This is a genomic window from Rheinheimera faecalis (genome assembly GCF_021290965.1).
Lineage (GTDB): Bacteria > Pseudomonadota > Gammaproteobacteria > Enterobacterales > Alteromonadaceae > Pararheinheimera > Pararheinheimera faecalis.
This window is the reverse complement of record NZ_JAJOYT010000003.1, coordinates 163,390-177,489: the sequence shown is the minus strand read 5'-3', so window position 1 is coordinate 177,489 and position 14,100 is coordinate 163,390. Positions and strand designations below refer to the sequence as shown.

Annotated in this window: 13 protein-coding genes; 7 read left to right on the top strand and 6 right to left on the bottom strand. The window is 46.9% G+C overall.

Annotated elements, in window-relative coordinates:
* Window positions 1-26: 26 nt before the first annotated feature.
* Complete coding sequence (hemN, locus tag LSG34_RS07110; protein WP_233008132.1) at window positions 27-1,388, bottom strand: oxygen-independent coproporphyrinogen III oxidase; 1,362 nt, start codon at window positions 1,386-1,388, stop codon at window positions 27-29.
* 203 nt (window positions 1,389-1,591) lie between these two features.
* Between hemN and LSG34_RS07105 the strand changes: the two genes are divergently transcribed.
* The 4 genes from LSG34_RS07105 to LSG34_RS07090 are packed head-to-tail and all read left to right on the top strand — an operon-like array spanning window position 1,592 to window position 7,980.
* Window positions 1,592-2,755, top strand: a complete 1,164-nt coding sequence (locus LSG34_RS07105) for an efflux RND transporter periplasmic adaptor subunit (protein WP_233008131.1) — start codon at window positions 1,592-1,594, stop codon at window positions 2,753-2,755.
* An 18-nt stretch (window positions 2,756-2,773) separates the two neighbouring features.
* Window positions 2,774-5,905: an efflux RND transporter permease subunit gene (locus LSG34_RS07100; RefSeq protein ID WP_233008130.1), complete on the top strand. Its 3,132-nt coding sequence runs from the start codon at window positions 2,774-2,776 to the stop codon at window positions 5,903-5,905.
* Complete coding sequence (locus LSG34_RS07095; protein WP_233008129.1) at window positions 5,902-7,317, top strand: efflux transporter outer membrane subunit; 1,416 nt, start codon at window positions 5,902-5,904, stop codon at window positions 7,315-7,317. The genes LSG34_RS07100 and LSG34_RS07095 overlap by 4 nt, the downstream gene beginning before the upstream one ends.
* A gap of 42 nt (window positions 7,318-7,359) precedes the next feature.
* Window positions 7,360-7,980, top strand: coding sequence for a TetR/AcrR family transcriptional regulator (locus tag LSG34_RS07090; protein WP_233008128.1), 621 nt, complete (start codon window positions 7,360-7,362; stop codon window positions 7,978-7,980).
* Between the two features lie 28 nt (window positions 7,981-8,008).
* Here the strand turns inward: LSG34_RS07090 and LSG34_RS07085 are convergent, their stop codons facing one another.
* Complete coding sequence (locus LSG34_RS07085; protein WP_233008127.1) at window positions 8,009-8,461, bottom strand: hypothetical protein; 453 nt, start codon at window positions 8,459-8,461, stop codon at window positions 8,009-8,011.
* A gap of 157 nt (window positions 8,462-8,618) precedes the next feature.
* Between LSG34_RS07085 and LSG34_RS07080 the strand changes: the two genes are divergently transcribed.
* Both LSG34_RS07080 and LSG34_RS07075 read left to right on the top strand, forming a co-directional pair.
* Entirely contained in the window at window positions 8,619-9,440 is an 822-nt protein-coding gene (locus LSG34_RS07080) for an ion transporter (RefSeq protein ID WP_233008126.1), read from the top strand.
* Window positions 9,441-9,793: 353 nt separating this feature from the next.
* Window positions 9,794-10,327: a hypothetical protein gene (locus LSG34_RS07075; protein ID WP_233008125.1), complete on the top strand. Its 534-nt coding sequence runs from the start codon at window positions 9,794-9,796 to the stop codon at window positions 10,325-10,327.
* Window positions 10,328-10,438: 111 nt separating this feature from the next.
* Here LSG34_RS07075 and LSG34_RS07070 read toward each other — a convergent pair whose 3' ends face one another.
* From LSG34_RS07070 to LSG34_RS07060, 3 genes are all read right to left on the bottom strand, one after another.
* Complete coding sequence (locus LSG34_RS07070; protein ID WP_233008124.1) at window positions 10,439-11,515, bottom strand: Ca2+-dependent phosphoinositide-specific phospholipase C; 1,077 nt, start codon at window positions 11,513-11,515, stop codon at window positions 10,439-10,441.
* Between the two features lie 134 nt (window positions 11,516-11,649).
* Window positions 11,650-12,009, bottom strand: coding sequence for a DUF4189 domain-containing protein (locus tag LSG34_RS07065; RefSeq protein ID WP_233008123.1), 360 nt, complete (start codon window positions 12,007-12,009; stop codon window positions 11,650-11,652).
* A 143-nt stretch (window positions 12,010-12,152) separates the two neighbouring features.
* Complete coding sequence (locus LSG34_RS07060; RefSeq protein ID WP_233008122.1) at window positions 12,153-12,938, bottom strand: hypothetical protein; 786 nt, start codon at window positions 12,936-12,938, stop codon at window positions 12,153-12,155.
* A 282-nt stretch (window positions 12,939-13,220) separates the two neighbouring features.
* Between LSG34_RS07060 and LSG34_RS07055 the strand changes: the two genes are divergently transcribed.
* Complete coding sequence (locus LSG34_RS07055) at window positions 13,221-13,631, top strand: DUF3429 domain-containing protein (protein ID WP_233008121.1); 411 nt, start codon at window positions 13,221-13,223, stop codon at window positions 13,629-13,631.
* On the opposite strand, the gene LSG34_RS07050 is transcribed toward LSG34_RS07055, so the two are convergent.
* On the bottom strand, window positions 13,628-14,020 hold the full coding sequence (locus LSG34_RS07050) for a rhodanese-like domain-containing protein (protein WP_233008120.1): 393 nt from the start codon (window positions 14,018-14,020) through the stop codon (window positions 13,628-13,630). The two genes, LSG34_RS07055 and LSG34_RS07050, sit on opposite strands and share 4 nt — an antisense overlap.
* Window positions 14,021-14,100 lie beyond the last annotated feature (80 nt).

The following is a 14,100-nucleotide window of genomic DNA, read 5'->3' as shown; positions in this document are numbered from 1 at the left end:
TGCTTTTATCTGAGTTTTGCGTTGGATCAAACCACTTTGGAATAACTCAAGCTATTGGCCTGATGCAGGTAACGGTCAAAACTGGCACAAACCAAACGCACCAATAACCGACCTAAGGGAGTGACCTGAATCAAAGTGTCAGAACAGACTACTAAACTATCGGAAATCAATGGGTCGAGCTTAGGTAAGGCATCGGCGAAATAACGCCAGAAATCCTGTATAGCAAAGCGCTGGCAAAAGGCCGGAATATCTAATTCAAAATGGCAAATCAGTTGGCTGATTAATGCGGCGCGGATTTTATCATCCTGACTTAAACTAAAACCCCGCTCCAGTGGCAATTGTCCGGCAGAAAGCTGTTGCTGATAATCTTGCAGTTCTTTTTGGTTTTGCCAGATCACACCATTGACCTGACTAATAGACGACACACCCAAGCCAATCAGAGCGTCTTGCCCTGCTGTGGTGTAGCCCTGAAAATTACGCTGTAATTTACCTTGTTGCTGGGCTATGGCTAAAGAGTCTGTGGTTTTGGCGAAATGATCCATACCAATACATTGATAGCCAGCTTCACTGAACTCTTTGATAGCCAGTTGCAACAAAGCCAGCTTATCTTCAGCCTGCGGCAGGCTTTGGGTAGGAATTTTGCGCTGGGCGGCAAAACGGGTGGGCATATGGGCATAACTGAATAACGACACTCGGTCAGGATCAAGCTGCAGGACGCTTTGCAGCGTCTGTAAAAATCGCTCCGGTCTTTGGTAAGGTAAGCCGTACACCAAATCCAGATTAATAGAGCTAAATCCTAAACGCCTGGCTTCCAGCACCAAAGCCTGAACCAGCTCTTCGCTTTGCACTCTGTTAATGGTGATTTGCACTTGCTCGTCAAAGTCCTGCACACCAAAACTAACCCGGCTAAAACCCAGTTGGCGTAAATGAGCCAGCTTTTCCAGACTACAACTGCGTGGGTCTATTTCTATCGAAAGTTCAGCATCGGCTTTAAATACAAAATGTTGTCTGAGTAACTGCATAAGCCTGGATAACTGATCTTGTGTTAAAAAAGTAGGAGTACCGCCACCTAAATGCAGCTGAGAAATGGTTTTATCTGAAAGTAACGGCTGATACAGCGCCATTTCCCTGGCCAGGCTTTGTAGATACACATCTGCTTTTTCACTATGGCGGGTCACTATTTTGTTACAGCCGCAGTAATAACACAGCTGTTGGCAAAACGGGATATGCAGGTACAAACACAGCTCTGAAGCTGAATTGGCCAAAGCCGCCTGTACAGCAGATGAAGGAAAATCAGGCTGTAAAGATAAAGCCGTTGGGTACGATGTATAACGGGGACCATTCACCGAATACTTCTGTATTAACTCAGCTGACCATAACACCTGCATTGAACTTTTCTCTGTTATCCCGTCAAAGGTGGCAGCAGTTTAAAGCATCGGCTTTTTACCTGCTTTGATCTGAAACAAGGTCAGTCACTGCCTCTTTGTAGTTCCGATAACGACCAAAGCCCATAAAACGGCGACAAATCAAGCTGGAAAAATCCAACCAATTAACTTAGAATGAACGTTCACTCTAAATGGAGATTTTAAACATGCAGCGTTCCCGCATTGTATTTTTTGCCCTATCTGCCCTGGCGGGCTCTGTTGCTTTGGCCGGTTGTGGCCAGGCTCAACAAGCCTCAGCTCCTGCGGCTCAGGCCATGCCTGTGGGTGTAGTCACACTGAAAAGTCAGGCCGTTACCCTGACCAAAGAATTACCAGGCCGTGTTGCCGCCTCACAAATTGCCGAAATCCGCCCTCAGGTCGACGGCATAGTGCTGCAACGTTTATTTACCGAAGGTGGTGAAGTAAAAGCAGGTCAGGCTTTGTATCAAATCGACCCTGCCAGTTTTGACGCACAGCTTTCAAGCGCTAAAGCAGCGGTTGCCCGCGCTCAGGCCAGCATTGCCAGCAGCAAATCTAAAGCCAGCCGCTATACCGAATTGTTAAAAATTAAAGCTGTCAGTCAGCAGGAGTTTGATGAAGCGGACGCCAGCTATAAACAAGCTCAGGCCGATTTACTGACAGCTCAGGCTCAGCTGAAAACAGCCCAGATTAATCTGAACTACAGCAAAGTTTTATCTCCTATCAGCGGCCAGATCAGTAAGTCTGCAGTGACAGCAGGTGCTTTAGTCAGCGCCAATCAAACGACAGCTTTAGCGACTGTGACCCAGTTGGATCCAATTTATGTCGACCTGACGCAGTCGAGCAACGAGTTACTACAACTGAAAAAAGCGCTGGCATCCGGTGCTTTAGGTTCTGATGCTGCCATTCAAACCGTCGTTGAGCTGAAAATGGAAGACGGCTCTGTTTATCCACACAAAGGTACTTTGCAATTTTCGGAAGTGACTGTGGATCCGGGCACTGGTTCTGTCACCTTAAGAGCACAATTTCCTAACCCTGAAAAGTTACTGCTACCAGGTATGTATGTGCGGGCTGAAGTCGTTGAAGGGATAAAAGCCAACGCTATTCTGGCACCACAACGTGGTATCAGCCGTAACAGCAAAGGTGAAGCTACAGCCATGGTGATTGGTAAAGAAGGCAAAGTAGAAGCCCGTATTTTACAAGCCGACCGCACTATAGGTTCAGACTGGCTGGTCAGCAGCGGCTTAAATGCCGGTGATCAACTGATTATTGAAGGCTTACAGAAAATACGTCCTGGTGCACCAGTGCAGGCTGTTCCGACCGATGCAGCTGCTCAAGCCAACTCACAGTAAAGCCAACGGAGAATCCTGATGTCACGATTTTTTATCGACAGGCCGATTTTTGCCTGGGTGTTGGCCATAGTGGTGATGCTGGCAGGTATATTAGCCATCAACACTTTGCCAATAGCACAATATCCATCGATAGCACCACCTGCTATCAGCGTCAGCGCCAGCTATCCTGGTGCTTCTGCCCGTACTCTGGAAGATACAGTCACCCAGGTTATAGAGCAGAAAATGAAAGGTCTGGATGGCCTGATGTATATGTCATCCACTTCTGAATCCAATGGTTCTGTGACTTTAACCTTAACTTTCAGTGCCGATACCAACCCGGATATAGCTCAGGTTCAGGTGCAGAACAAACTGGCGCTTGCCACTCCTCTGTTACCGCAGGAAGTTCAGCGTCAGGGTGTCTCTGTAGCTAAATCAGCACGTAACTTCCTGTTAGTCGCAGGTTTTGTGTCTGAAGACGGCAGCATGAGCAACATCGACATAGGTGATTATGTCGCATCAAACGTGCAGGACATTATTTCGCGTGTTAATGGTGTAGGTGAAGTACAGCTGTTTGGTTCTCAGTACGCTATGCGTATCTGGTTAGACCCGGCAAAACTGCAAAATTATAAGCTGACGACTGCCGATATCAGTGCAGCTATTAGTGCACAGAATGCTCAGGTGTCTGCAGGTCAGTTAGGTGGTATGCCCGCTATTGAAGGCCAGCAACTGAATGCGACAGTCACTGCCCAAAGCCGTCTGCAAACGCCGGAGCAGTTCCGTCAGATTCTGGTGAAAACCAACAGTGACGGTTCAGTAGTGCGCTTAGCTGATGTAGCTAAAGTTGAGCTGGGTGGTGAAAACTACGGTGTTGTAGCCCGTTTTAACGGCAAACCTGCTTCTGGTTTAGGTGTCAAACTGGCCAGTGGTGCCAATGCGTTGGAAACAGCGGCAGGCGTGAAAAAAGCCTTGGCCGACCTGGAACCCTTTTTTCCTGCAGGCTTAAAGTCTGTGGTGCCTTACGACACTACACCTTTTGTTTCTTTATCTATTGAAAAAGTAGTCAGCACCTTAATTGAAGCTGTAGTGCTGGTATTTTTTGTAATGTATCTGTTCCTGCAAAATTTCCGCGCCACTTTAATTCCTACCATAGCTGTGCCTGTGGTTTTGCTGGGTACCTTTGCTATTTTATCGGCTTTTGGTTACTCCATTAATACCCTGACCATGTTTGCAATGGTGCTGGCCATAGGTCTACTGGTGGATGACGCTATAGTAGTGGTCGAAAACGTCGAGAGGGTGATGACCGAAGAAGGTTTGTCGCCACTGGAAGCTACCCGTAAATCGATGGACGAAATCAAAGGTGCGCTGGTTGGTATCGCCATGGTGCTGTCAGCTGTGTTTGTGCCTATGGCGTTTTTTGGTGGCTCTACCGGCGTGATTTACCGCCAGTTCTCTATCACTCTGGTCTCAGCTATGGCTCTGTCGGTACTGGTGGCTTTAATTTTGACACCAGCTTTATGTGCCACTTTATTAAAGCCAAGCCATGTGCATGATGACAGCTCTGTCTTAGGTAAGTTTTTCTCTGGCTTTAACCGTGGTTTTGATAAAACCAATCAAGGCGCACAGAGTTTTGTCGGTCGTATGATCAAGCAAAGCAAACGCTACTTGTTGGGTTATGCATTGATTGTTGGCGGTATGGTATTTATTTTCAGTCAGTTGCCTTCAGCCTTTTTACCAGACGAAGATCAGGGTATTTTGTTTAACCAGGTGGTGCTGCCAGCAGGTTCAACCACAGAACAAACCCTGAAAGTTGTAGAGAAAATGGAACACCATTTCCTGCAAGAACAAGGTGAAGCCGTGAAATCTATTTTCACCGTCACTGGCTTTAGTTTTGCAGGTTCAGGCCAAAATGCAGCTTTAGGTTTTGTAAACTTAAAACACTGGGATGAGCGTCAGCGTGACGACTTATCTGTAGGAGCAGTAGCAGGCAAAGCCATGGGCTATTTCTCCACCATCAAAGAAGCTTTTGTGTTCGCCTTCCCGCCACCAGCAGTGGTAGAGCTGGGTACGGCCAACGGCTTTAACCTGCATTTACAGGACAGAGCTGGCTTAGGTCACGACCAGTTACTGGCTGCCCGTAACCAATTATTGGGGATGGCCGCTCAAAGCCCGGTACTAGCTGGTGTGCGTCCAAATGGTCAGGAAGATATGCCTGAGCTGAAACTGGACATCGACTTAGCCAAAGCTGAAGCTTTAAGCGTCAGCCAGGCCGATATCAACAGTACGCTGGCTACAGCCTGGGGTAGCAGTTACGTTAATGATTTTATTGACCGCGGCCGGGTGAAAAAAGTTTATCTGCAAGGTACTCCGGACAGCCGTATGGTGCCAGAGGACTTAACCAAATGGTATGTGCGCAATAGTCAGGGTGAGATGGTGCCATTCTCAGCCTTTGCCAGCTCACACTGGACCTACGGCTCTCCTCGCCTGGAGCGTTACAACGGCTTCTCCTCTATGGAAATTCAGGGCGCTGCAGCGCCTGGTTACAGTACTGGTCAGGCTATGGATGAAATGGAAAAACTGGCCAAACAGTTACCACCGGGTTTTGCTTATGAGTGGACAGGTATCTCTTACGAGGAGCGTTTAAGTGGTGGTCAGGCACCTTTACTCTACGCCTTATCTCTGCTGGTGGTGTTCCTGTGTTTAGCAGCCTTGTACGAAAGCTGGTCTGTACCTGCAGCTGTCATGATGATAGTACCACTGGGTGTATTTGGTGCTGCCCTGGCTGCTCTTGTTGCCAACCTGTCAAACGACATCTATCTGCAGGTGGGTTTATTAACCACCATAGGTTTAGCCTCTAAAAACGCCATTTTGATCGTGGAGTTTGCTATCCATCGCATGGAACAGGGCTTAGGTTTAGTGGAAGCAGCCATTGAAGCAGTGCGTTTGCGTCTGCGCCCTATCTTAATGACGTCCATGGCCTTTATTTGTGGCGTATTGCCGCTGGCTATAGCCTCCAGTGCAGGTTCAGGAGCTCAGAATGCTCTGGGCATTTCAGTGATAGGCGGTACTTTAGCTTCGTCTATTCTGGCCGTGATCTTTGTGCCGATGTTTTTTGTGCTGGTTCGCCGTGTATTCCCTGGCAAACATATAGCAGCACAGGAGAAAGCAGAATGAAATTAAAAACATTAAGTTTAAGCACTCTGGCCGTTTTGGTATTAAGTGCCTGTCAACTGGCGCCAGAACAACAAGCTATTGAACTGCCTGTACCTGATGCTTACGCATCAGCTGCACAAGGTTCTGGCACCAAAGCGGCAGAGCTGCATTGGCAACAGTTTTTCAGTAACCCTAAGCTGCAACAGCTGATAGAGCTCAGCCTTGCGAACAACAAAGACTTACAAATCGCTGCACTGAATGTGCAGCGGGTCCGAGCTTTGTATCAGATTGAAGACTCGGCCTTGTATCCGTCTTTGGATTTAAATGCGTCAGGCACACGCCAGCGTTTACCGGCCGACTTAACCGGCACTGGCAATGCGCAAATCAATCAGCAGTACAGCGCGACTGTGGGTATCACCTCGTACGAGCTGGATTTCTGGGGCAAAGTGCGCAATCAGTCAGAACAAGCCTTGCAGCAGCTGTATTCAACAGAGCAGGCGCAATTAAGCAGCCAGATAAGTCTGGTGGCCGAGCTCGCCAATGCCTGGCTCACTTATGCGGCCGATCAGCAGTTGCTGGAACTGGCAGCTCATACCTTGCACAGCCAGCAAAAAACGCTGGAACTGACCGAGCAGAGCTACAACTTAGGTGCTGCTTCAGCTTTAACACTGCAGCAAGTTAAAAGTACTGTAGCGACAGCCAAAGTGGATATAGCCCGCTATCAGCGTCTGCTGCAACGGGATAAAAATGCCTTGGATCTGTTAACTGGATCACAAGTATCAGACGATCTACTGCCAGATCAACCGCTAAGCAAACTGCTGCAGTTACCTGAATTACCAGCGGGTTTACCTTCTGATTTATTGCAACAACGACCAGATTTAAAAGCGGCAGAACATGACTTATTGGCCGCCAACGCCAATATAGGCATAGCCAAAGCGGCTTTTTTCCCCAGCATCAGCTTAACGGCCAATGCGGGCTCAGCCTCGGCTGAACTGGATAATCTGTTTAAAGGTGGCTCAGGCAGCTGGAGTTTTATTCCATCCATCAACCTGCCTATCTTTAATATGGGTCGTACTCAAGCCAATTTAGAGGTGGCCGAAGCACAGCAGCAAGTCGCACTGGTGACTTATCAGCAAAAAATCCAGCAAGCCTTTCGCGAAGTGTCTGATGGCTTAGCGGATCGTGAAGGTTATGCGGCGCAGTTGCAGGCTAAGCAGGATCTGGCTAACAGTAATCAGCAAAGCTTTCTGTTATCCGAAGCACGCTTTAAACAAGGTGCTGACAGTTATCTGCAGGTACTGGACGCTCAGCGTTCCTGGTACAGCGCACAACAACAATTAATCAGCGGTCAGCAAGCTTTACTTGCCAGCCAGATTAGTTTGTATAAAGTGCTCGGCGGTGGCTGGCAGAACAGTAACACGTCAGCCGATTAATGCGTGATCACCGGGTCGAAAGACCCGGTGTTGGAGTTCCCCATGACAGAAAAAACAGCAAAAAGACATACAGATCCGGCGTTAGCAGAAGCGCGGAGAAATCAGGTACTGACAGCGGCAGCGGATTGTTTCCGCCGCAAAGGTTACCATGGTGCTGGTATGGCTGAGATCTCAAAAACTGCAGGGATGAGCGCAGGCCATATTTACAACTATTTCGACAGCAAAGAAGCCATTATCGAAGCTATTATTCAGCGGGATATGGAGGAAATGTTTTCTATATTTCAGCAATTTGAAGACGATCCGGGCGATCTGCTGACTATTATGCTGGACGGTGCCGAACATGGTGTTGAACGTCACACTGACAAAGAAAAAAATGCATTAGAGCTGGAAATGCTGGCAGAAGCGGCCCGCAATCAGAAAATGGCATTTTTGATGCAACAATCCGATACCCATGCCAGAGCGCGGATGCGGCGCCTGTTAACAGGCGAGCGAAGTCTGGTGAAGGATTCAACAGACAAAGAACTGGATGCCCGTATCAATGTTATTTTTGCCATGATAGGAGGTTTGGCGATACGCCGGACTTTGTATCCTGAACTGCAAAAAGATACGATATTACTGGCGTTACGCCCTGCTCTGCGCACTTTATTGTCACCCTTTGAGTAACAATTTTGATAAGGCAGTATCCACTGCCTTATGCTGCTTTACCCTGAAATTGATTCATAGTTGCCATCGCATTGGCCCAAAACTGCACTGAGCTTTTATCATTGCGCTGCGCAGCACTCTTTATCGCGTCCTGAGCTTTTTCCATAAAATTGATAGCCGTTGTGTCTGAGTTGGCTTCGTCACCAGAACTTTCTGTTTTGCCTGAATACAACAAGACCCGAAACGCCTGCTCCTGATCTGCCGGAATTTTACCGCTTTCCAGCCCCTTAGTCAGCCAGTCGGATAATTGCTTGCGGCTCATAGTATCAAAGGTCAAGGTCTTGCCGTCGCCCACTTGCCCTGTGCCATTGTCCACAGGTTTATCTGCAGGATCAGTCACAGATGGAGATTCCTTCTTCGCAGCAGCCGCATATATAGCCGAATACTGACCAGAGCGGATTTGGCTTAATGTTTCAAAAAGATTGCTGTTATCCAGTTTCATAAAATGCGTCCTTTAGTCCTTGCCAACAGCAAAGCAAGATATAAGCCAGTAGTAGGGACATTATTTTGACAACACAGATCTTGGCCTGAACACCCGCTATCAAAGTCACAAAGCGGCAGATACAATGCGGCATATTTTTGAATATTCAGAGGGAAAAATGAAACAACAGCTGCAACACAAAGTGCAACAACTGGTAGAGAAAAACTGGTTTAGCAACGGCATCTTAGTGCTTATTTTAATCAACGCCATTCTGCTAGGGCTGGAAACCTCAGCCACGCTGATGCAAGACTTTGGTGTTGTGATCCTGCTTGCCGACAAGATATTACTGTCGGTTTTTGTGCTGGAACTGCTGCTGCGGATTTTTGCCTATCGTGTCAGCTTTTTTAAAGATCCATGGAGTTTGTTTGATTTTGCGGTTGTTGGTATAGCTCTAATGCCAGCCACAGGACAGTTTTCGGTGCTACGGGCTTTACGGGTACTGCGGGTGTTGCGTTTATTGTCGATCGTGCCTTCAATGCGCCGGGTGGTTTCAGCACTGCTGGGATCTTTACCTGGTTTAGGCTCTATCGCTATGGTGTTGCTGCTGATTTATTACGTTTTTGCTGTGATCGCTACTAAGTTGTTCGGCAGTGCTTTTCCTGAATGGTTTGGTTCTATTGGCGCCTCGTTTTATACCTTGTTTCAGGTGATGACGCTGGAAAGCTGGTCTATGGGCATTTCCCGCCCTGTGATGGAACAGTTCCCTTTTGCCTGGGCCTTTTTTGTGCCTTTTATCCTGATTGCCACTTTTACCATGCTGAACCTTTTTATCGCCATTATCGTCAACACCATGCAAACCTTTACCGATCAGGAGCATGCTGCAGAACGTGCTGAAGATAAAAAAGCAGAGCAGGCAGAACAGCAGCTAATGCATCAGCAACTGGCCGATATCAAGCAGGAACTGCAAGCTTTAAGAGCGCAACTGCACCAGCAGAAATAATAACAAGCACTGCTTTTATGCTACGAATAACGGCCTGAATCTCTCATTCAGGCCGTGCTCGTCTGCTCGCTCAATCTCAATATACAGCTTGCCTATTTACCCATTCATTTGAAACCCCGCCTGATGCCGCCCATCGTCTTCACTGCCCCGGCAAGACAGACTCTACTTTGATACAGATGTATCAACATCTCAGTACAAAAACATCAAAAAAAAAGACTAACCACTTGTTTTTCAACTCATTAAAAACATAATTGATGTTACTTATTTGAAACTTAATGTTACAAATATCAACTACACTGCCTCAGTTCTCTTGCTATTATCAGCTTAATTTAAATCAATGGATGGACTGAAAGATGAAAACATTACTGATCTCAATGCTCTTCGCAGCATTAGTGGTACCTGCTGTATCTGCAGCTGAAGAAGGGAAAAAAACCAGAATACGCTCCTACCTGTATTCGACAGATTATGACAACCTGATGCTTAAAATCCGGACCCAGCGTTTTGAAGAAGCGTTACCTGAGCTAAAGCGTTTTGCCTACTATGGTGAAAAACATCCTCAATACCTGCTAGGTATGATGATGATCTCTGGTGAAGGCGGACTTCCGGTGAATGTGGAAGAAGGTTTGTCATGGATGCGCTTGTCACTGGAACAGCGTAATAAAGACTGGGAAAAATCTTATAAGCAGGTCACTTCAAATCTGACCGAAGCGCAATTGGCCTCACTAGAGCCTATCTATCAGGAGCTGAAAAGTAAGTACGGCGTAGATGTTCAGAATATGCATTGCGGTATAGAGCGGATGAGAAGCTCCAACCTTAAAATCCATATCTGTCGTAAAAACATCCTGCAACAGGAATATTACGAAGTCACTGAGTACACTCAAGAATAGAAAGCCATCCGCTTTGAGGCTATCTTTGCACCAATCAGCAAAGATAGCCCTGTCCGCAGCAGCACTGAAAAACACATCAACCACACTTTTGCTTACCAGACTGCAGATCCGTTATTCTGAAATCACACAGTTGGCATAACTTAATTGGGGATGACAACGCCAAAGGCTGTGATCCGGAAATTGCACCGCTTTGCCATCAGGTGTTTGTTGTGGTGCCTGTGGATAAAAGTCAGTGGAGATAATCTGAGCAGCACTTTGTAAAGCCTTGTCACGTCGCGAAATGGAATAGGCTGTTGGATGAAATTCATCACTGCGGGTGCGCACTATGTAACCCAATTGCACCAGTTTAGCTATGGTATCAAACTGCTGCTCTGGCTGATTTTGCAGCACCATGGCAGCTTCTTCGCTGGCTGGTGGGTAATTACCAAACATCACCCGCCCTGCTAAAGATGGATGTTGCTTGCGATACAGCTCCAATTGTTCTGGCTGGCCATCAAACAAGAATACAAAACGACCGCGGGACGAAGCGACACTTGGCCAACCTTGGGTGACTATTGTTTGCTGTAAGCTAAAGCCAGGTTTTCGGACAAAATCAGGTGTCAGTAATTTATCTTCCGGTAATACAGCACGAATTTCCTGATCCAAGCGGGCATAATCTTCCACCGTCAGAATTCGGGGCTGAATCCCACCTACTACGCCGCTTTCTTTGACATTCAGTAAAATGATCACAGGTAAATGATTTTTGTGTTGTTTTGACCATGTAAGTAATTGGCGCAGACAATCCTGAAATAATGGGCAATGGGAGGCGAAATCCAAATCCGGTATATGAAAGGCTTTAAAGCCGGGTTGCCGTAACTTGGTTTTGTATTCCTCTGATAACAAGGACTTGCCCAACCATTGTTCGGCTGCTGGTTGGAGATACATACCTCCTTCAGGATCCGCCAGGACATCCAGCTCCAGATGACGTAAACCCAACTCCAACTGCTGCTGCAAAGGCAAATGCTGATACTGCAATGACGAAGTATCCTGGCCTTGTTGCTGCATATAGCTGCTAGCTCCATCAGGCAAGGCCTGCTTATAGCTGTTGTGTGAGCCTATCCACTGCAATTGATTTAATTTCAAAGGTGATGCGGCTTGTGCATCGCAACACAACCACAACACAGATAATAAGCAAACTCTGACAAGCATGTTTTGAACCTTTTTAAGCAAAACATCACTATAGAGTGGCAAGATGAATAAATAGAGACACTAAAACTAAATTCTTTAAATTACGCCAAACAGTAACAAGACCTGTCATGTCTGGCGCTAGTCCAGCCCATCATTTACTGAGAATTGCAGCCCCAGCTGCGCACCATACACTGACTGCCGCCATAACTTGAACAGTACTGCAACGCCTGAGATTGAGCATCGCCACCGTCACTGCTGGTTGCCCAACCATAAATGGTACTGCCTGCGGTCTGGTCAGCAGCATAAGCCGCACAACCCGATTCAAATACCTGCACTACACTGCAATTTCCACCACACTCTGATAAAGCTCTCTCTGAGGCTTCTGAAATTGAAGCATAGTCATAGGCAAAACCATATTGATCGCCCTGATTTTCATCAATAGCTAAAGCACCCGCGGCTTGGGCCAACGAGCTAAACATCATCACTACAAAAACAACCAACAGATTTTTATACATAGTCAGATTTCCCCTTAGTAGTTATACCTAGTAGCCCCACAACCCAATAACAGACACAGCGTATTGATTTAAAGCAAATTTAACCGGACCTTTGCTCTGCTGAACACTGTAGTTGCTTAGTTGGGATATCACCACTAAAGCTGTTATTTCTCTAACAGCACCTCTTGCTCCAAAAAGCAGCCTTTTTGCTGCAACGCATCCAACAAACCATAAAAGTGGTGCTTCTCTGCTAGTTCCAGAGCTTTTGCCAACTGATTAGGGTGTTTGGGTTTGTTGTTGAACAACGCCTGCCAGGGACTGAAATCTGCCGGTGTAACAAACTTGAGTTTGTCACCCAAGCGCTGCTTTAATAAATCAAACAGCTCCAACGCTGCCGCATCGAAATCAAAAGCGCAATAAATGTGCTGGTATTGCTGGTAAAAAGGCATCAGCAAAGCTGAACTGGCTTTACTACCCGAAGCGAAACCAATGTCAGTGTTGTGCAAAGAAAAATCCAGCGCCAGCATCTGACCACAGACTGGCAAGAGCTCCGGATAACGGAAAAAACATTCTTCATTTTCAATCAGCAACAAGGTAGGTTTCGCCTGATAACTCTGGAATTTATCGGTGCCATCCAACACCACGACTTCAGGTTGCCGGTTCTGGCATAACTCGTGATACACCAGTTGGTAACCAAAAGAGGTATTGACCTGATGCGAATCACCAATCTGAGCCGCCTCTTTGCGTGAGGCTGGCTGCAGCGCCTGCTGCTCAAGCTGGCTAAACAAAACTTCAGATAAAATACTGACCTGCCAGCGGCCCGAGCCCAACTGCCGCACTTTAAACATCTCGGACTTTTTCTGATAAAACAGCGGCGGCAACAACTCCAGCATACGACCGTAATGCACAGGCTTACCCTGACGGATTTGCTGCAGGTATTTTTTTAACATCCTTTGCTCCCAAAGTGACCCGATTCCTGCCAACCCACAGTCAACCTCAAAGCAACAGGCTTGGCAAGTGTCTCGAAAGCTTTATCAACTTGTCATAAATATGCCACGCAACGACCGGATAATGAGCATCAGTTAAGTGCGAACCCTGTCAATGTGTTGCTTTAACTCTCTGGATTGTCCTGGATTTTTATGAGGGAAACCCTTGTGGTTCTCCCTCTTTTTTTTCATCCATAATCTCATCCGCTACGTATAGTCTGTCATTACTCCTGATGATGTCATGTTATGCGCCTGATCCAGCTTTTAGGTTATGCCGGTTTACTACCTTTTATTGGCCTGACTATTTTACAACTATGGCCAGAGCTTCTCACTTTCACCCCACCATACTCGGCATTTCAAAGCTACAGCCAGATTATTCTGGCGTTTATGGCAGGAGTACTCTGGCCTGTTTTATATCAGCAGTCTGAACGTTTTCTCCCTGTATGGGTGGTGAGTTTTGCATTGATAGGCTGGTTTAGTAGCTTGCTTGTACCGCCGCAGCAACTTCTGGTTCTTGCTGCAGCTTTTGTTGCCCTGAGGTTGTTTGAAATCAGGCAAGGGAGTCGGTTAACTTACTCCCCCGCCTACAGCAGATTAAGAAATCACCTGACTACAGTGGTTGTGATCTGCCATTTGTTGTACTGGTCCTCACTTTAGCGCACTAACTCAAAACCTTCATCCAGCCAACCTGTCACTCCACCTATCATCTTCTTCACAGGCCTTTGTAACTGAGCCAGTTTCAGTGCCGCTTTATCAGCTCCGTTACAATGAGGCCCGGCGCAATACACCACAAATAAGGTATCAAGCGGATAAAGCGCCAGACTCTCTGCTGAAATTCTGCTGTGAGGAAAAAGTATCGCTTCAGGCAAATGGCCTTTTGCATAAGCAGCCTCTCCCCGCACATCCAGTAGCACAAAATCCTGCCGTTTATTGCTGATAGCATGATGCAGATCCCAGCAATCGGTTTCAAACTGCAATAAAGAACTAAAGTGTGCAATAGCTTGTTCTGAGCCCGCCGCTGAAGGCCTGGATACCATAGATGACATAAGTCTGCTCCTGTCTGAATGTGCTGTAGCATGATGTTAATAAAACTCAGCAGCACTGTACTTTGCTTCTACCCCCTTCA

Bases quoted from the DNA above. Each gene is read 5' to 3' on its own strand.
- hemN (WP_233008132.1), bottom strand. From the start codon at position 1,388: ATGCAGGTGTTATGGTCAGCTGAGTTAATACAGAAGTATTCGGTGAAT.
- LSG34_RS07105 (WP_233008131.1), top strand. From the start codon at position 1,592: ATGCAGCGTTCCCGCATTGTATTTTTTGCCCTATCTGCCCTGGCGGGC.
- LSG34_RS07100 (WP_233008130.1), top strand. From the start codon at position 2,774: ATGTCACGATTTTTTATCGACAGGCCGATTTTTGCCTGGGTGTTGGCC.
- LSG34_RS07095 (WP_233008129.1), top strand. From the start codon at position 5,902: ATGAAATTAAAAACATTAAGTTTAAGCACTCTGGCCGTTTTGGTATTA.
- LSG34_RS07090 (WP_233008128.1), top strand. From the start codon at position 7,360: ATGACAGAAAAAACAGCAAAAAGACATACAGATCCGGCGTTAGCAGAA.
- LSG34_RS07085 (WP_233008127.1), bottom strand. From the start codon at position 8,461: ATGAAACTGGATAACAGCAATCTTTTTGAAACATTAAGCCAAATCCGC.
- LSG34_RS07080 (WP_233008126.1), top strand. From the start codon at position 8,619: ATGAAACAACAGCTGCAACACAAAGTGCAACAACTGGTAGAGAAAAAC.
- LSG34_RS07075 (WP_233008125.1), top strand. From the start codon at position 9,794: ATGAAAACATTACTGATCTCAATGCTCTTCGCAGCATTAGTGGTACCT.
- LSG34_RS07070 (WP_233008124.1), bottom strand. From the start codon at position 11,515: ATGCTTGTCAGAGTTTGCTTATTATCTGTGTTGTGGTTGTGTTGCGAT.
- LSG34_RS07065 (WP_233008123.1), bottom strand. From the start codon at position 12,009: ATGTATAAAAATCTGTTGGTTGTTTTTGTAGTGATGATGTTTAGCTCG.
- LSG34_RS07060 (WP_233008122.1), bottom strand. From the start codon at position 12,938: ATGTTAAAAAAATACCTGCAGCAAATCCGTCAGGGTAAGCCTGTGCAT.
- LSG34_RS07055 (WP_233008121.1), top strand. From the start codon at position 13,221: ATGCGCCTGATCCAGCTTTTAGGTTATGCCGGTTTACTACCTTTTATT.
- LSG34_RS07050 (WP_233008120.1), bottom strand. From the start codon at position 14,020: ATGTCATCTATGGTATCCAGGCCTTCAGCGGCGGGCTCAGAACAAGCT.